We start from the raw sequence: 16,553 nt of genomic DNA on the forward strand, positions 1-16,553 counted from the left end.
CAGCCCCTCACTCGTACCGGAGCGCTTCGACGGGATCGAGGCGCGCGGCGCGCCACGACGGATAGAGCGTCGCCAGGAACGACAGCGTCAGCGCCATGATGACGACGGCCGTGGTCTCGCCGACGTCGATCTCGGCGGGCAGTTTCGACAGGAAGTAGAGCTCCGGCGAGAACAGCTCGGTCGAGGTCAGCCAGGACAGGAATTGCCGGATCGATTCGATGTTAACGCAGATCACGAGGCCGACGCAGAAGCCGACCAGCGTGCCGACGACGCCGATCGAAGCGCCCGTGATCAGGAAGATCCGCATGATCGAGCCTTGCGAGGCGCCCATGGTGCGCAGGATCGCGATGTCGCTGCCCTTGTCCTTCACCAGCATGATCAGGCCGGAGACGATGTTGAGCGCGGCGACCAGCACGATCATGGTCAGGATCAGGAACATCACGTTACGTTCAACCTGGAGCGCGTTGAAGAAGGTCGAATTGCGCTGCCGCCAATCCACCAGGAAGATCGGCCGGCCCGCCGCCTCCGTCACCGCCTTGCGGAAGGCGTCGATCCTGTCGGGGTTGGTCGTGAACACCTCGATCGAGGTGACGTCGTTGCTGCGGTTGAAATAGGCCTGCGCCTCGGCAAGCGGCATGAACACGAAGCCGAGATCGTATTCGGACATACCGATCTCGAACACCGCGACGATCTTGTACGGTTTTATGCGCGGCGTCGTTCCCATAGGCGTCACTGCGCCCTTGGGCGCCACCAGCGTGATGCTGTCGCCGGCATGCAACGAAAGCTGGTCGGCGAGGCGGCGGCCGATCGCAACGCCCTGCCCTTCGTCAAACCCCTCGAGCGAGCCTTGCTTGATGTTCTTGGCGATCGAGGTGAGGTTGTTGAGATCGTCGGAGCGGATGCCGCGCACCAGGACGCCCGAGGCGTTCCAAGGCGATGACGCCAGCGCCTGACCGTCAACCACCGGCGCCGCGAGCCGGATGCCCTCGACTTGGCTGAGGCGGTCGGCAACGTCCTTCCAGTCGGTCAGCGGCGATTCCAGGGGCTGGACCAGGATGTGGCCGTTGAGGCCCAGGATCTTATCGAGCAGCTCCTTGCGGAAGCCGTTCATCACGGCCATGACGATGATCAGCGTCGCAACGCCGAGCATGATGCCGAGAAAGGAGAACCCGGCGATGACCGAGATGAATCCCTCTTTCCGCCGCGCCCGCAAATAGCGCGCCGACAGCATCCACTCGAAGGGCGCGAAAGGCGCGGTTTGCACGGTTTCGGTCATGGTCTCATCCATCGCTCGATAATCCCATGATTCGGGGTCAATTGTGGCCGGATTGGCGGCCGCGATATCGCGCGATGAACAATATTCAGCCGATCAGCCTTCTCAGCCCACAAGTCTTGCAACCGCGTCGGCAGGCGACATGGTCTCGCGCGCGCCGTCGCTGCGCCGCTTGATCTCGACCTTGCCGTCGGCGAGCCCCTTCGGCCCGATCATGATCTGCCAGGGGATGCCGATCAGGTCGGCGGCGGCGAATTTGGCACCGGCGCGTTGATCGGTGTCGTCATAGAGCACGTCGACGCCCTTGGCCGTGAGCTCGGCATAGAGCTTCTCGCAGGCCGCATCGACGGCCGCATCGCCCTGCTTCAGGTTGAGGATCGAGACGCGGAACGGTGCCACCGCTTCCGGCCATTTGATGCCGGCATCGTCATGGCAAGCCTCGATGATGGCACCCAGCAGGCGCGAGACGCCGACACCGTACGAGCCGCCATGGATCGGCACGTCGACACCATCAGGCCCCGCCACGAGCGCCTTCATCGGCTCGGAATATTTGGTGCCGAAATAGAAGATCTGGCCGACCTCGATGCCGCGGGTGTTCACCCGCTTGTCCACGGGCACCTCCTGCTCGAACCGCGCGGCATCGTGGACGTCTTCGGTCGCCGCATAGAGCGAGGTCCATTGCTTGATGATCGGCGTCAGGTCGCTCTCATAATCCACGTCCTCGCCCGGCACCGGCAGGTCCAGCACATCGCGATTGATGAACACGCCGGATTCGCCGGTCTCGGCGAGCACGATGAACTCGTGGCTGAGATCGCCGCCGATCGGGCCGGTCTCGGCGCGCATCGGGATCGCCTTCAGCCCCATCCGCGCGAAGGTGCGCAAGTATGCGACGAACATCTTGTTGTAGGCGACGCGCGCCGCGGCCTCGTTGAGGTCGAAGGAATAGGCATCCTTCATCAGGAACTCGCGGCCGCGCATTACGCCGAAACGCGGACGCTGCTCGTCGCGGAATTTCCATTGGATATGATAGAGATTGAGCGGCAGGTTCTTGTAGGACTTCACATAGGCGCGGAAGATCTCGGTGATCATTTCCTCGTTGGTCGGTCCGTACAGCAGCTCGCGCTTGTGGCGGTCGGCGATGCGCAGCATCTCCGGGCCGTAGGCGTCGTAGCGGCCGCTCTCGCGCCAGAGGTCGGCGAGCTGGAGGGTCGGCATCAAGACCTCGATCGCGCCAGACCGATTCTGCTCCTCGCGCACAATCTGCTCGATCTTCTTCAGCACGCGAAAGCCGAGCGGCAGCCAGGCATAGATGCCCGCCGCCTCCTGCCGGATCATGCCGGCACGCAGCATCAGCCGATGCGAGACGATCTCCGCCTCTTTCGGATTTTCCTTCAGGATGGGCAGAAAGAACCGCGACAACCGCATGGTAATACTCTGGGAATCAGTGATCGCCTGCAGTGAAACCGGATTGGGAGCGAAAACACAAGACGGGAATGAAGAAAAGCCGCTAACGCGGCGAAATAGCTGTCATTTTTCCGTTGCCTTCAGGTTTGACTTCAGGAGCACCGTGCTCAGCAAAGCCGGTGAGCCTAGGGCGGCGGCACCTCGAGTTCATCCGCCAGCGTGATCTTCTCGAAATCGCTCACAAGCGCCTCGATCCGCACACGCCAGCGGCCGGCGAAGGGCAGCTCGACCCTGCGCACGTGCCAGTAGCCATCCGGCCCGAGCAAGGCGACCCGTTCCATCGGCTCGATGCCACGCTCGGGCAGACTGAGGGTCAACGTCACCTCTTTGGCCGCCAGGGGCGTCCCCTCGCCGGTCATGAGCTGGAGCACGAAATCGTCCTTGCCGACCTTTCCAGGTGACACCAGCACCTGGAACATCGCCTTGTCGCCGTGGATGTGGATCGCCAACGGCGTCTCCGGAATGATCGTTCGCGGCGGCGGCGTGAAGCGCCAGCCGGCGACGACGGCAAAGATGGCGAGGGCGATCACGCATTCGAGGAGGATCGAGCGCTTGAGGATGGTCTGGGCTCCACGATCGCGGGCGAGTGCCGGAGTGAGGCGGAAGCGGTTGAGCGCCGCAAGTGCGAGCAGCATGAGAACCAGGCCGAGCTTGATCGAGAGGATGAGGCCATAGCGGGTCTCGACCAACGCCGAAACTTTTTCGAGCTGAACAATCGCAAGGGCGAGGCCCGTCAATGCCAGCACGCCGACCGCCGGCATGGCGATGCCCGAGAAGCGCTTCACGACGGCGAGTGTTGCCGGCGTCGGCTTCGACAGCAAAGCCGCGAGCGGAGCAAGAGCGCCGATCCATAGCGCAACGCACAGGCCGTGAAGAAACATCGCCGGGCGCATCATCATTCGAGGCGGCGCCGTTGCGGCATGCCCGCTCATGGCGAGCGACAGGCCCACGCCGACCATGGCAATGATCGCAAGAGCCCGCGAAGACCATGCGCTGCGGAGCGCCAGCAAGGCGAACAGCATCGCGGCGGCAGCAACTAGAAACGCGCGGCCGGCACTGGTTGCCACCGCGACCTTCCAAGGCGCGGCCGTCGCGAGCGCCGCCGGCGGCAGGCCGAGGAGATCGAGACCCAGCGCACCGAGCGACACCACCGCGCTGGAAAGGCCGACCGCGAGCGCCATGCGCGGCACGGTCATGCCGGCCAGAGACCATGATATCCAGCGCGCAAACCACACACCGCCGACGCCTACGAACAGACCGAGATAGAGGCCAACGCGCGCCAGCCAGATCAGCGCGGCCAACCAATGGTCAGTACTCGCGGACGGCTTCGTCTCCGACGGCATGCCGACTGAAAACATCACCGATCCCACGATCGGATGGCCATCCTGCGAGACCACGCGATAGCTGACGACCGCGGTCCCCTCAGGCAGATCCGCCGGCATCTGGATCGAAATCGTGTCGCCGGACGCGCTGACGCGCGTCTCGTCCCGCGCCCTGCCCGTCCCGTCGATCAGCCGGATCGCGCCCGGCGTTACCGGTTCGTTGAACCGCAGCTCGACCATCTTGGGCGCGGTCGCGAGCGTGCTGCCATTCGCCGGCTCGACCGAGATCAGCGCCGCATGCGCGAGCGCACCGCTCGCGAAGCCCGCAGCGAAGAGCAGCGTCGCGAGCGCGGCGAGGAGGCGCATCAGGGTTTCGGCAGGAGCTTGACGCCAGGCGCCGGCGACTTGCCCTCATGCGAATGGCTTGACCCCTCGGTTGGGATCTCGATCCAGCGTCTGACGCCGGTCTCGCATTCTTGAACCACTGGGAAGTACAAGGTCGTGTTCGCCTTGAGCTTGTCGGTCAGCACCGTCTGCATGATGAACTCGTCATAGTTCTTGTCCGGCAGCTTGCCGCCGGACCACGCCACCTCCTTGACGCCGGACGAGAGCTTGTTGCCGTGATAGTCGTATTCCCCCGCATATTTGCCCTCGACGACGTCGATGGTCCAGCCGGCCTTCGGCATCGGCTTCACCGCGATGACCCCTTCCGGAATCTGCACGCGGAGCTTCACCGTCGGCGAGCCCGCGCAGCCATGCGGCACGGTGAACACCGCCTTGTAGGACGCGCCGATTGTGGCTTGCTTGGTCTCGAGAGAGACATGCGCCGCCACTGGTGATGCGGCGACCGCGGCAATCAGAATCAGGCAGGATCGCTTCGACATATTCGGTCTCCCGAGAGTCCAGAACAGTCTCATTTCATCTTCATTCCCGAATGATCCGGCATTTTCTTCATGTCCATGTGACCCGAGTGCCCCCCGCCGCCCGGTGCTTGCGCGCCGACGCCCTGGACGTCGAGGGCAACAGTGATCTTGCCGGCCTTCTCGAACTGAAGCGTCACCGGCACCTTGTCGCCCTGCTTGAACGGCCCCTTCAGCTCCTGAAGCATCAAATGATTGCCGCCGGGGGCGAGCTTCACGGTCTTGCCGGGCTCGATCGCCAATCCCTTGTCGAGCGCGCGCATCTTCATCACGCCGTTGTCCATGGCCATCTCGTGAATCTCGGCCTTGCCTGCGATATCGGCGGACACGCTGACCAACCTGTCGGCGGCGCTCCCCTTGTTTTCGATGGTCAGATAGCCGCCGGCGACCTTGGCGCCGCCCGGCGTCGCCCGGCTCCAGGCCTGCGAGATGACGAGATCGCCGGCCTTGACGTCGTCGGCTGCGACTGCCGCGCTGGTGCCGAGCAGCATGGCGGCCGCCAGAAGTGATAGCTTGATCCTGTTCATTTGGTTCCCTCGGTTTTGATCTGATTGGATCGGTCGTGGTGGTCTCGGCAGCCTCAGTGCGCTTTACCATCGATACCTCATTCCGGTGTAGACCGCCCGGCCCGCACCTGGCTCGAACAACGCCGACGTCGCGGTGGCGCGATCGATGATACTGACGCTTGCAATGTAGGTCCTGTTGGTGAGGTTTCGACCCTCGATATAGGCGGAGAACGGCCCGCCATTGTCGAAGCCCGCTTTCAATCCGAGCAGTGCATACGGCTCGGTCGTCAACGTGTTCATACTGTCGACAAAATAGGCCTGCGGCACCCATTCGACGTTCGGACCAGCATAGAACCCGGTCGGATGGTTATAGAGCAACTCGGCGCGCAAATAGTGACGCGGCGCGCCGGGCAGCTGGTTGTTGCCGAACGCCGTGTCGCTGTCGAAGCGAAAATCGCTGTAAGTATAAGCGAGGTTGAGCCACACCTTGTCGGGCGCGCCTCCTGTCACGAAGATATCGCGGAAGATTGCTGCCCCTGCCCCCGCCTCGACGCCCTGGTGGAAGGTTCGGTCGGCATTGGTCACGTTGCAATTGCCGAACGCGCTGTACAGGCACAGCAGCTCATCGCGGATATCGGCGCGATAGGTGGTCAATTCCCACGAATAGTCGGGCCGTCGCATGCGGGTCCCTATCTCGTAGGTCGTCGCAATCTGCGGGCGGATGCTGGTGAACGGAATCGTCGGAATGCCAGGACCGCGCGCGCTCTCGCCGAAGCTCGGCACTTCGGCGCTCCGCGAAACATTGGCGAAGGCCTGCCACGTCGGGTCGATCTGCCACAGCAGGCCCGCCTTCGGCGACCACAGATCAAAGCGGGTTGCTCCCGACTGGTCGCCGTCGCTGAGAAACCGGTCCTGCCGATCGCGGGTCGCATGCAGGAATTGCGTGCCGGCGATCGCGGCGACATTCGGCAGAAAGTAGAAGCTGTCCTCCACGTAAACCGAGGTGTTCTCCGAGCGATCGATCGACGACGACAGCAATGCCCCCTTCTGTCCGGCAATGTTGGCGAACTGCTGGTTGTCGATGCTGCCGTTCAACAGGTTGACGCCCGCAACCAGCCTGTTGCGGTAACCGCCGATGATGCGGTCGTCCGTAACCTTCGCGAAGCCGCCATAATCCTTGTAGCGATAATCGAGCCACTGGAAGATCGGATGCATGAGGTGCCGGTCGACGCCGAAAGCGCCGAACTCCAACCTGGTGTCGTCGAATCGGATCGTCGTCTTGTTTGCCAGCCTGATCGTGTCGATGTTGCGCTGCTGGTCCAGCGCAACGTTCGCCGGAGCCGCGGCCTCCGGATTGGTCAAGGCAGACGCCTTGGTGACGGTTCCTGGAATGCGCTGCCGCACCTCGTTGGCGTTAAGATAGAATCGCGTCTCGAAATCCGGCGAGAACTGGTAGCCAACATTGCCGCTCACGCGGTTGCCCGAGCCGAAGCTGTGATCGCGGAAGCCGTCCGTGGCCTGCGTTGATGCGGTGACGAAACCATCCCACGGCCCGTTGGCGCCTCCTGCATTGGCCTGCAGTCGCCTGAAGCCGAAGGCTCCCACGTCGAGCGAGACTCCATTCGGAAATCGGTCGCGTCCCGATGGCGTCACGAAGTTGACGGCGCCTCCCAGCGAATTGGCTCCGAACTGCAGCGCGTTCGCGCCCTTGTACACCTCGACGTATTTGTAGGCGGTCGGGTCGATCTCCTGGAAATCGCCGTAGCCGTCCGCCGTATTGATCGGGATGCCGTCCATGTAAAGCTGCACGCCGCGCAGATGGAAATTGCGCGACAGGCCGGATCCGCGGATCGAAAGCCGGGTGTCGTCACCCCATTTCGGCTGCGCAAACACGCCGGGAACGTAGTCCAGGACATCCTTGATCGTGCTGGCGGGAGTCGAATTCCGGTAGGCCTCCGCTGCGACCAGCGCTACGCCGCCCGGCGTCTGGTTGATCTCGCTCAGTGCCTGCTGGGCGGTGAGAACCGTCAGGGCACCAGGACCGAGGCCCCCTTCGGAAGCTGCCGTCGGTTGCGGACGCGCAGTTGCGGGCGCGCGGGCCCGCGTTGATCGCGCGGCGGTTCGCTGTGCGCGGGCTGGAGAGGCCCGTTTCTCCCGCGGCGCGTCGACTGTGACGGGAGGAAGCTCGCGCCGGTTTTCCTCCGCGATTGCGTTGGATGGCACAACGAGGGCAGAAGCTGAGGCAAGCAGAATTTTGCGTGCGGAAAGCAGTCGAAAGAAGCCTGTACGAGGCATGAGGTCATTCCTGATGCCGGCAGAGAGCCGGTGCATAGCGATCCCGGCACGGCCGAAGCCGGCGCGGAGCTGAAGGTTTCGCGGATCAGGAAATGCGAGGGGGAGCGCGCGCCCAAGCGCTCGAACCGTCGATGGCGGCGAGGACGGGCGCGTTCGCCACGTGCCAGACGATGCGGGCGATGGGGCGGACGGGAGTTGAGAACGCCGCATGGGGCGGCGCGTCAAGCGAAGCGTCAGCGTGCGCGAGGCAACAAAGCGCACATGCGCCAGCTTTTGCGGCCGGTGTCCCGGTCTCATCAACCGGGCCGCCCTGCTCACTTGTGCTATGGCAGATGACGCCTGCAGAGAACGGATCGGCCGCAGCCTGGCCGGCCGCGAGACAGGCGGCGATCGGCGCCAGCACCTGCATCGCCAGGGCGAGCAGGACCAGAGGCAGGAATTTTTGCAGGCGTGCGCGCATCCGCCGGACCATTCGTTCGTGCGCTAACTAATCACTCGGGCGCAGCCGAGTCGAGGCCAGTTCCGCAGCCTGCTTGGTCCCGCGCAAATTGCTCGAAAGCTGTGGCCGGACCGCCCTACGCCCGAGCCCGGCCGGTATCTGAGGCAGGGAAACCTGCCCGGCCATCCACAAATTTCTTATATCTGTCATATGTTTAGGTAGGCAGAAGCCCGAACGTTTCGTCAGCTGCTCCTATTTTGAACATTCGTTGCCGAAAATGATGACAAGTGAGAAAAGTTGATCTAGCATCCCTCTTGCTCAGGCGCTGACCGCGAGGTCGAGGCCTGGTGGTCCAAGTCTCGGGAGGAGCCCCTGGCGCGCAAAACGCAGCGTCGCCCCGTCAATCAAGATCAAATCTTAAGATCGGGGATAATAGGGTCGACACAATTTTTGAGCGGGGCCAGGGCCCCGCTCTTTTTTTGCCCGCGCGGCTGAACTGTCGATGAACGCGGCCTTTCATCCCATCCACGACAGCTTCGAACGTGCGGCCTCGCGCTGCGCCGACCTCACGCCGTTCGTCTATCGACGTCTGTTCGATCTCCATCCGGAAACGCAGGCGATGTTCCGCACGGACGGCGGTGACCTCGTGAAGGGGTCGATGCTGGCGCTGACGATCGAGGCGATTCTCGACTTCGCCGGCGAGCGCCGCGGGCATTTCCGGCTAATCGCGTGCGAGGTCGCCTCGCACGACGCCTATGGCACGCCGCGCGAGCTGTTCATCGCGTTCTTCGCCGTCATCAGGGATGCGCTCCGCGATCTGCTCGGCGATGAATGGACGCCCGAGATCGCGCAGTCCTGGGATACATTGCTTGCCGAGATCGACGCATTCGCCGCCGCGGCCACCTGACGCTTTGCGCTGCACCAACGCACGGGCTGCGACGACGCTGCGGCTGAATGCAGATTGAGTGCGAACAACTCTTGTGAGAGACTTTCGGAGATCGGTAGCGCTACCAATGACGCGCCGACGACAAAATATATGGGAGCGAGCGATGTCCGGGACGAAAGATTTCTCGACGACCAGGCGCGATCTTCTTCAGGCGGCTGCGGCCGCCGGCGCCGGAGCTGCCATCCTCGGCAGCATGGGCATAAACCCCGCACTGGCCGCAGTCGGACGCAGCGAGAAGCCGTTGAAGGCGGCGTTCTCCAACGCCGGCCTCCAGGCCACCTGGTGCGCGCAAGGCAAGCAGGCGGCGGAATTCTGGGGCAAGCTGTTCAATGTCGAGGTGACCTGGTTCGACGGGCAGCTCGATGCGGTGAAGCAGCGCGCGGCGATCGACAACATGGCCTCGCAGAAATGGGACTTCGTCGCGATCCAGGCCTTCGGCATCGGCACCCTCACCCAGCCGGTGCAGAAGATGATCGATGCCGGCACGCCTGTGATCGACATGGACACGCTGATCGCGCCGCTCGATCAGATCAACGTCCATTCCTTCCTCGCTCCCGACAACGAGTTCATGGGCGCTTCGGTGACACAGGCGCTGTGCAACGCCATGGGCGGCAAGGGCAAGATCATCATGACGCAGGGCGCGCTCGGCCACACCGGTGCGCAGGGCCGCGCCAAGGGCTTCAACTCGGTCGTGAAGCAATTCCCGGGCATCGAAGTGCTGGACACCCAGCCGGCCGATTGGGACGTGTCGAAGACCGCCCGTCTCTGGGAGACCTATCTGACCAAATACCCGCAGATAGACGCGGCCTTCTTCCACAATGACGACATGGCGCTGGCCGCCGCCAACATCATGAAGGCGCGCAATCGCACCAACATCCTGATCGGCGGGGTCGACGCCATGCCGCCGGCGATCCAGGCGGTCAGCGAAGGCCGCATGTTCGCGACCGTCCGCAATCCGTCCTGCCGCATCCATGGCGGCGCGATCGTCGCGGGCGTCTCCGCCGTGGTCGGCGGCGAGAAGAGCGGACAGGGCATCCCGAAGAACGTCGTCACCGACGGTCCGGTCGTGACCAAGGCGAACGCGGCCGGGATGCAGTGGATGCAGGATCACTTCCTGATCTAAGCCTCCAGATCCTTCATGAGCGTGGGACAACAGCCCATCCTGGAACTGCAGGGCATCACGAAGAGCTTCGGCGGCGTCGAAGCGCTTCGTGGTGTCGACTTCGCGCTCTATCCCGGCGAGATCCATGGTCTCGTCGGCGAGAACGGCGCCGGCAAGAGCACGTTGATGAAGATCATCGCCGGCGTGCACACCGAGTTCTCCGGCCGCTTCCTGGTCGACGGCCAGGAGATGCATTTTCGCTCGGCGCGCGATGCGCACGCCGCCGGCATCGCCATGGTGCACCAGGAGCTCAGCGTCGCGCCCGACCTGACGGTCGCGGAGAACGTCTTCCTCGGCAACCAGCCGACCAACGCCTTCGGCCTCGTGCAATGGCGGCGGATGGCGCGCGAGGCGGGCGAGCAGCTCGCCCGCTTCGGCATCGACGTCGATCCGATGGCGCGGCTCGGCGACCTTCCGATCGGGCTGCAGCAGTTGATCGAGATCGCGCGCGTGCTGTTCTCCGGCGCGCGCATCGTCATCCTGGACGAGCCGACCTCCGCCCTCTCCCCGCCCGAGGTCGAGCGCCTGTTCGCAACGCTCAGGCGGCTGCGCGAGGAAGGCACGGCCATCGTCTTCATCTCGCATTTCATCGAGGACATCCTGCTGGTGTCCGACACGGTGACCGTGTTCCGCAACGGCCGCAAGGTTGCGGAGACGGCGAGCGCCGCGACCAGCAAGGGCGCGCTGATCGAGGCCATGATCGGCCGCGGCGGCGAGGCGCTCGAGCACAGCTACACCGACGACCTGATGCTGCCGCAACCGAGCGACAGCAAGGTGATTCTTAGGGTCGATCAGCTGTCGCTGTCCCGCAGCCTTCAGGACGTCTCGTTCGAGGCCCGCGCCGGCGAGGTGCTCGGCATCTACGGCTTCATGGGTTGCGGCCAGCAGGAGCTGTCGCGCGTCCTGTTCGGCAAGCTGAAGCCGGACGGCGGGACGCTTGCAGTCGAAGGCGTGACGAAAACGTTCGCCAGCACGGCGGCGGCGCGCCGCGCCGGCGTGGCGCTGGTGCCGGAGAGCCGGCGCGACATGCTGTTCCACCAGGAGCCGGTCTACAAGAACATCTCGATCAGCATTCTCGACCGCATCTCCTCGCTGCTACTCAAGCCGGCGCAGGAGCGCGACATCGCCAAGCGCCAGGTCGAGCAGCTGCAGATCAGGCCGCCGGTGGTCGGCCTCGATCTCGGCATGCTCTCGGGCGGCAACCAGCAGAAGGTCGCGCTGGCGAAATGGCTGACCTACCCGCCTAAGCTGCTGGTGCTGTGCGAGCCGACCCGCGGCATGGATGTCGGCGCCAAGAACGACGTCATCAACATCGTCCGCGACCTCAGGACAAAGGGGCTCGCGATCATCGTGCTGTCGACCGAGCCGGAAACGGTGCTGTCGCTGGCCGACCGCATCCTCGTGCTCAAGCGCGGCGCCTTGGTGCGTGAATTCAAGAACGAGCCGGTCAGCAAGGACCGCCTGCTGGAAGCGGCGTGACGGAGAAGCACATGAGCAGCGAGACGGCTTTGGCGACAGGACAACGGGCGCGGGGCCTTGCGCCCTTCCTGCGCTCGCAGATGCGCAACATCGCCCCGTTCCTGACGCTGATCTTCCTCACCGCCTTCTTCGCCTTCGCCAGCCCTTCCTTCGCAACGCTCGACAATCTCGGCAACATCCTGACCCAGGTGTCGGTGACGGGCATCATCGCCGTCGGCCTCACCTTCGTGATCCTCTGCGCCGAAATCGACCTGTCGGTCGCCAGCATCGCCAACGTCACGGGCATTGCGGTCGCCTACTTCACGCTGCAGGAATCCTACGTCAACATCGCCAACATCCCCCTGCCCGGCGCCGTCGCGATCATCCTGTCGCTCCTGCTCTGCGCCCTGCTCGGTCTCGTCAACGCGGTGGGGCTGACCGTGATCGGCATCCCCTCCTTCATCATGACGCTGGCAATGATGCAGATCGCCGCCGGCATCTCCGCGCTGCTGGTGCGCGGCCAGATCGCCTACAAGGTGCCGAGCCTGATCACGACGCTCGGCTCGGGCTCGATCGGTGGCATCCCCTGGATCGTCATCGTCGCCGCCATCATGCTGCTCGGCGGCCATCTGGTGCTGACCTACACGCGCTTCGGCCGCTACGTCTACATGGTCGGCGGCAATCGCGAAGCGGCCGAATATTCGGGCCTCAACGTCAAGCTGATCCTCGGCGCGGTCATGGTGATCTCGGCGGTGTGCTCGGGCCTCGGCGGCATGCTGGGAGTAGCCCATTTCGGCAGCGCGCAGCAGAACGAGTTCGACACCTACCTGCTCGATTCCATCGCCGCCGTCGTGGTCGGCGGCACCAGCCTGTTCGGCGGTCGCGGCGGCATCGGCAACACCATCGTCGGGCTGTTCGTACTCGGCGTGCTCAACAACGGCCTCGACCACGTCAACATCGACAGCTTCCTGAAGATCCTGATCCGCGGCCTGATCCTGCTCGCGGCGCTGGTCATCAACGTCTATGCGCAGCGCTTGAGGGAGAAAGCGGCGGAATAGACGGCCGGCAAGACAAAAATGCGAAAACAACCCCATGCACAGTAGCCGGGGCCAGCGGAATCAATGACTTGCCGGCGGGCGTCGTTAAATTGCGGATTCGGCGAAGTCGATTTGCTCCGTCGGGCAAAACAGGGGTATAGTGGCATCATCGCCAGCCGGCTTTGAAAGGCCGGTGCGTCCCCCGTCATCGGGTGCGTCCCCGTCATTGCGAGCGCAGCGAAGCGAATCCAGGACTCTCTCCGCGGATGCATTTCTGGATTGCTTCGCTGCGCTCGCAATGACGACGTGGACTCGGGATCAAGATCGCGGGTCAACGAGTGCGGTCTAATCGCGAGAAGCGGAAATTGCAGTGGCTGGCGCCGCCGGCCAGCGTCTGGGTCCGCTCCAGGCGGATGCCTCGCGTGGCGTAGGCGACGAAGTCGAGGCCGCAGATGGTCGGCAGGATCTCGGTGTCGCCGCGGCGCGCCGCGAGCTTGCAGAAGCCGCAGGCCCTGTAGTCGATGCCGAATTCGAAGCTGTCCTGCGGACCCGGCTCGACGAAATCGTAGACGAAATCTTCCGGAAACTCGGCTTGGTGAGCCTCTGTAACGCTCCTTGCCGCCTGCTCGCGCATCAAGGCCTGGTTCTCCGGCGACATGAACTGACGCCCCGCGGCGAGACGCTCGGCTTCGGGTGCCGTCAACAGCTGCGCCTTGTAGGTTTCTCGCTCGATCTCGCCGATCACGGGCACCGGGACGCCGTGGCGCCGCAGCACACGACTGATGGCCATGAAGCCGGTCAGGCGCATGAAGAAATCGCTCATGCGGCTTCCCGCGCCGCCGACATAGGGCATCTGGGTGAGGACGATCTGAAATTCGTCCATCACCTCCTGCCTGATTGCGTCGATGTCGGAGAGATGCGTGCGCTCGCGGAGCATCGCTTCGGCAAGGTCTATCCTCTCGCGCATGGCGGCCTCCATCGCGTGGCGATGCGTCTGGTAGAACGGATGAATCTCAGCCATTGGACACCTGATATGATTGGATCATTGCAACATCGACGACCACTTCATTCCGCGGCGATCGCCTCGATCTCCAGCAGCCATTTGCTGTCGACGGTCTCGACCACCACGACCGTCAGTGCCGGCTGATGCTCCCCGAGCACCGCGCGCCTAATGGCGCGGTTGGCGACGACTTGGCTGCGATCGGTCAGGAACGTGGTGACCTTGACCAGGTGCTCAATGCCAAGGCCCGCCGCGGCGAGCACCTCCCTGACGTTGCGCCAAGCCTGCTCGCATTGCGCCTCGAAGCCGTCAGGCACGGAGCCGTCGGAATTTTGAGGCACCTGGCCGCTGATGAACAGCAGGCGGCGATGCTGCTTCAACTCCAGGCCCATGCAGTAGCCGCCGACGGGCGGGTGAACCGTCGCGGGATTGTGGCTGACGATGTGAGCTGGTGACATGGCGATTCTCCGGATTTGCGGGCCAACCGTAGCCGGCGGCCTCCCTGCTGCGCAAAGCATCATTGCTGCGGTTCAGCGCAAGAAAATCTATTGCAAGGCCGCAGCTTATCGGTGTCAAAGTGCGCTGCGATGACCTACGCCCTGCCCCCGCTCAACGCGCTCCGCGCCTTCGAGGCCGCCGCGCGCCATCTCAGCTTCAAGCTGGCCGCGCACGAACTGCACGTCACGCCCGCCGCCGTGGGGCAGCAGGTGAAAGCGCTGGAGGCGCGCCTCGGCGTGCAGCTGTTCGAGCGTCTGCACAAGCAGCTCATCCTCACCGAGGCCGGCCGGGCCTATCTGCCCGGAATCTCCGAGGGCTTCCGCCACATTGCCGAGGCGACCTCGCAATTGAAGCCGATAGGTGCTGTGCTGCTGCAATTGGGTGTCCACGGCGCTTACGACCTTCGCCGCCTCGAACTTACGGCGTTTCGCAGCGCACATGCGGAGATCGGTCTGCGCGTGCTGCAGCCCGCCGGCCTGCACGAGCTTGTCGAGGGCAAGGTGGATGTGCTGATCGCCCGCGGCGTGAGCCACCATCCGGGCTATCGCTGCGAACGGATCGATCAGGGATTGGGCCCGGGTGATTGGCTGGTTGCGCCGGAAGGCACGGCGGATTGTCCGGAGATTGTGAGTTTTCGGGCATGGCTGCGCGCGCTGCCCGCGGCGAAAACGCTCGCAAATCGTCGCCCGCGTCTGGTCGGCGGCATCGGGAGTTGACCGGGCCAAAGGGCCGAGGCCGAGGACTGCCGTTCAACTCGACGCATCCTTACCCAGAGAAAAATCGCGGTGACCATCCAGGGCGCGTGCTCATAAACCCGCGCCGCAGTTTCAGCGCGGATGCGGTCCGCTGTGCTCCTGGTAACCGCACAGAAGCCGGCTTCACCGGCCTCTGGGCGTACCTAGCCCCGCTGTCGCAGAGCCTCGACGGGATCGAGCCGCGCAGCTCGCCACGATGGATAGAGCGTTGCGAGGAATGACAGGGTCAGCGCCATGGTCACGACCGCTGCGGATTCCACGGGATCGATCTCCGCCGGCAGTTTTGACAGAAAATAGAGCTTTGGCGGGAACAACTCGGTACGCGTCAGCCAGGACATCAATTGCCGGACTGCTTCGATATTCCTGCAGACGAGAAGCCCGAAGCAGAAGCCGACCAGCGTTCCGGCCACGCCAATCGAAGCGCCGGTGATCATGAACGTCCGCATAATCGCACCCTGTGAGGCGCCCATAGTCCTGAGGATCGCGATGTCGCTACCCTTGTCCGTCACCAGCATGATCAGACCAGACACGATGTTCAGCGCGGCCACTAAGACGATCAGGCTGAGAATGAGGAACATCACATTTCGTTGGACCTCGAGCGCGTTGAAGAACGTCGTATTTCGCTGTCGCCAGTCAACGAGGAAGATTGGTCGACCAGCCGCTTCCGCTACCGTCTTGCGAAACAGGTCGATCCGATCGGGATTGGCCGTGAAAACCTCGATCGCGGTCACGTCCTGATTGCGGTTGAAAAAGGCCTGCGCTTCTGCGAGCGGCATGAAGATGACGCCCGCGTCGTATTCGGACATCCCAATCTCGAAGACAGCCGCGACTCGATATTTCTTGACGCGCGGCATCATGCCCATAGGCGTGACTGCGCCGCGTTGCGCAACGAGCGTGATATTTTCGCCGGCATGTACCGAGAGTTGATCGGCAAGGCCCTGGCCGATGGCGACGCCCTGGCCCTCGTCAAAATGTTCGAGTGACCCCTCCTTGATGTCATTGGCTATTGAGGGAAGCTGAATGAGATCCGCCGCGCGAATGCCGCGCACCAAAACGCCGGAAGCGTTTGACGACGATGCCAGTGCCGGGCCGTCAACAACCGGTACCACCAACCGAACGCCCTGCACCTGGCCGATGCGTTCGGCGACGTCCTTCCAGTCTGTCAAAGGGGTCTCCAGCGGCTGCGCCACAATATGCCCGTTGAATCCGAGGATCTTGCCCAAAAGTTCGGTGCGAAAGCCGTTCATCACCGCCATGACGATGATCAGCGTGGCGACCCCGAGCAAGATTCCCAGAAACGAAAACCCCGCGATGACTGAGACAAACCCCTCTTTGCGACGGGCACGTAGATAGCGTGCAGCGAGCATCCATTCGAACGGTGCAAAGGGTCCTGCTTGCGGCGAATCCATCACGGTCTCGTCCATCATCCGATTAGGTCGGCCATTCTGTCCCGTTAGGATCGGATTAGCTACCTTGGC

The 16,553-nt window shown here is 63.6% G+C and carries 15 protein-coding genes; 5 read left to right on the plus strand and 10 right to left on the minus strand.

Annotated features, from left to right (window positions below; genetic code table 11):
- Positions 1-7: 7 nt before the first annotated feature.
- From N2605_RS18515 to N2605_RS18545, 7 genes are all read right to left on the minus strand, one after another.
- Entirely contained in the window at positions 8-1,288 is a 1,281-nt protein-coding gene (locus N2605_RS18515) for a lipoprotein-releasing ABC transporter permease subunit (protein ID WP_036010095.1), read from the minus strand.
- 90 nt (positions 1,289-1,378) lie between these two features.
- Complete coding sequence (proS, locus tag N2605_RS18520; RefSeq protein ID WP_225113118.1) at positions 1,379-2,698, minus strand: proline--tRNA ligase; 1,320 nt, start codon at positions 2,696-2,698, stop codon at positions 1,379-1,381.
- A 164-nt stretch (positions 2,699-2,862) separates the two neighbouring features.
- Positions 2,863-4,425 (minus strand): copper resistance CopC/CopD family protein, encoded by a 1,563-nt coding sequence (locus N2605_RS18525; protein ID WP_225125183.1) that lies wholly within the window; start codon positions 4,423-4,425, stop codon positions 2,863-2,865.
- The gene (locus tag N2605_RS18530; protein ID WP_225113116.1) at positions 4,425-4,943 is read right to left on the minus strand and encodes a YcnI family protein; all 519 of its coding nucleotides are present in this window, start codon (positions 4,941-4,943) and stop codon (positions 4,425-4,427) included. The genes N2605_RS18525 and N2605_RS18530 overlap by 1 nt, the downstream gene beginning before the upstream one ends.
- Before the next feature lie 29 nt (positions 4,944-4,972).
- Positions 4,973-5,506 (minus strand): copper chaperone PCu(A)C, encoded by a 534-nt coding sequence (locus N2605_RS18535; RefSeq protein ID WP_225125182.1) that lies wholly within the window; start codon positions 5,504-5,506, stop codon positions 4,973-4,975.
- A gap of 63 nt (positions 5,507-5,569) precedes the next feature.
- Positions 5,570-7,780 carry a TonB-dependent receptor family protein gene (locus tag N2605_RS18540; RefSeq protein WP_260342029.1) on the minus strand — a complete coding sequence of 737 codons (2,211 nt, stop codon included), beginning with the start codon at positions 7,778-7,780 and terminating at the stop codon, positions 5,570-5,572.
- Positions 7,781-7,865: 85 nt separating this feature from the next.
- Positions 7,866-8,240, minus strand: coding sequence for a DUF2946 family protein (locus N2605_RS18545; RefSeq protein ID WP_192893192.1), 375 nt, complete (start codon positions 8,238-8,240; stop codon positions 7,866-7,868).
- Between the two features lie 481 nt (positions 8,241-8,721).
- Here N2605_RS18545 and N2605_RS18550 point away from each other — a divergent pair, with 481 nt between their 5' ends.
- The 4 genes from N2605_RS18550 (at position 8,722) to N2605_RS18565 (ending at position 12,843) form a co-directional block, all read left to right on the plus strand.
- Positions 8,722-9,126, plus strand: a complete 405-nt coding sequence (locus N2605_RS18550) for a globin (protein WP_225170919.1) — start codon at positions 8,722-8,724, stop codon at positions 9,124-9,126.
- 142 nt (positions 9,127-9,268) lie between these two features.
- Positions 9,269-10,288 carry a sugar ABC transporter substrate-binding protein gene (locus N2605_RS18555; RefSeq protein WP_036010114.1) on the plus strand — a complete coding sequence of 340 codons (1,020 nt, stop codon included), beginning with the start codon at positions 9,269-9,271 and terminating at the stop codon, positions 10,286-10,288.
- Between the two features lie 15 nt (positions 10,289-10,303).
- Positions 10,304-11,806 carry a sugar ABC transporter ATP-binding protein gene (locus N2605_RS18560; protein ID WP_260342030.1) on the plus strand — a complete coding sequence of 501 codons (1,503 nt, stop codon included), beginning with the start codon at positions 10,304-10,306 and terminating at the stop codon, positions 11,804-11,806.
- An 11-nt stretch (positions 11,807-11,817) separates the two neighbouring features.
- Complete coding sequence (locus tag N2605_RS18565; RefSeq protein WP_225125179.1) at positions 11,818-12,843, plus strand: ABC transporter permease; 1,026 nt, start codon at positions 11,818-11,820, stop codon at positions 12,841-12,843.
- 310 nt (positions 12,844-13,153) lie between these two features.
- Here N2605_RS18565 and N2605_RS18570 read toward each other — a convergent pair whose 3' ends face one another.
- On the minus strand, positions 13,154-13,843 hold the full coding sequence (locus N2605_RS18570; RefSeq protein ID WP_260342031.1) for an L-2-amino-thiazoline-4-carboxylic acid hydrolase: 690 nt from the start codon (positions 13,841-13,843) through the stop codon (positions 13,154-13,156).
- A gap of 44 nt (positions 13,844-13,887) precedes the next feature.
- Positions 13,888-14,280 (minus strand): RidA family protein, encoded by a 393-nt coding sequence (locus N2605_RS18575; protein ID WP_109143594.1) that lies wholly within the window; start codon positions 14,278-14,280, stop codon positions 13,888-13,890.
- A 129-nt stretch (positions 14,281-14,409) separates the two neighbouring features.
- Between N2605_RS18575 and N2605_RS18580 the strand changes: the two genes are divergently transcribed.
- On the plus strand, positions 14,410-15,036 hold the full coding sequence (locus tag N2605_RS18580) for a LysR family transcriptional regulator (protein ID WP_260342032.1): 627 nt from the start codon (positions 14,410-14,412) through the stop codon (positions 15,034-15,036).
- A 182-nt stretch (positions 15,037-15,218) separates the two neighbouring features.
- Here the strand turns inward: N2605_RS18580 and N2605_RS18585 are convergent, their stop codons facing one another.
- A complete protein-coding gene (locus N2605_RS18585) occupies positions 15,219-16,499 on the minus strand; it encodes a lipoprotein-releasing ABC transporter permease subunit (protein WP_260347460.1) in 1,281 nt (426 codons plus the stop codon).
- Positions 16,500-16,553 lie beyond the last annotated feature (54 nt).

The sequence above is a fragment of the Bradyrhizobium yuanmingense genome, from assembly GCF_025200905.1.
Classification (GTDB): Bacteria; Pseudomonadota; Alphaproteobacteria; order Rhizobiales; family Xanthobacteraceae; genus Bradyrhizobium; species Bradyrhizobium yuanmingense.

What these genes read in the sequence shown, in the direction of transcription:
- N2605_RS18530 (WP_225113116.1), bottom strand. Translation starts at nt 4,943, where the DNA reads ATGTCGAAGCGATCCTGCCTGATTCTGATTGCCGCGGTCGCCGCATCA.
- N2605_RS18515 (WP_036010095.1), bottom strand. Translation starts at nt 1,288, where the DNA reads ATGGATGAGACCATGACCGAAACCGTGCAAACCGCGCCTTTCGCGCCC.
- N2605_RS18555 (WP_036010114.1), top strand. Translation starts at nt 9,269, where the DNA reads ATGTCCGGGACGAAAGATTTCTCGACGACCAGGCGCGATCTTCTTCAG.
- N2605_RS18545 (WP_192893192.1), bottom strand. Translation starts at nt 8,240, where the DNA reads ATGCGCGCACGCCTGCAAAAATTCCTGCCTCTGGTCCTGCTCGCCCTG.
- N2605_RS18550 (WP_225170919.1), top strand. Translation starts at nt 8,722, where the DNA reads ATGAACGCGGCCTTTCATCCCATCCACGACAGCTTCGAACGTGCGGCC.
- N2605_RS18565 (WP_225125179.1), top strand. Translation starts at nt 11,818, where the DNA reads ATGAGCAGCGAGACGGCTTTGGCGACAGGACAACGGGCGCGGGGCCTT.
- N2605_RS18540 (WP_260342029.1), bottom strand. Translation starts at nt 7,780, where the DNA reads ATGCCTCGTACAGGCTTCTTTCGACTGCTTTCCGCACGCAAAATTCTG.
- N2605_RS18535 (WP_225125182.1), bottom strand. Translation starts at nt 5,506, where the DNA reads ATGAACAGGATCAAGCTATCACTTCTGGCGGCCGCCATGCTGCTCGGC.
- N2605_RS18570 (WP_260342031.1), bottom strand. Translation starts at nt 13,843, where the DNA reads ATGGCTGAGATTCATCCGTTCTACCAGACGCATCGCCACGCGATGGAG.
- proS (WP_225113118.1), bottom strand. Translation starts at nt 2,698, where the DNA reads ATGCGGTTGTCGCGGTTCTTTCTGCCCATCCTGAAGGAAAATCCGAAA.
- N2605_RS18525 (WP_225125183.1), bottom strand. Translation starts at nt 4,425, where the DNA reads ATGCGCCTCCTCGCCGCGCTCGCGACGCTGCTCTTCGCTGCGGGCTTC.
- N2605_RS18560 (WP_260342030.1), top strand. Translation starts at nt 10,304, where the DNA reads ATGAGCGTGGGACAACAGCCCATCCTGGAACTGCAGGGCATCACGAAG.
- N2605_RS18585 (WP_260347460.1), bottom strand. Translation starts at nt 16,499, where the DNA reads ATGGACGAGACCGTGATGGATTCGCCGCAAGCAGGACCCTTTGCACCG.
- N2605_RS18575 (WP_109143594.1), bottom strand. Translation starts at nt 14,280, where the DNA reads ATGTCACCAGCTCACATCGTCAGCCACAATCCCGCGACGGTTCACCCG.
- N2605_RS18580 (WP_260342032.1), top strand. Translation starts at nt 14,410, where the DNA reads ATGACCTACGCCCTGCCCCCGCTCAACGCGCTCCGCGCCTTCGAGGCC.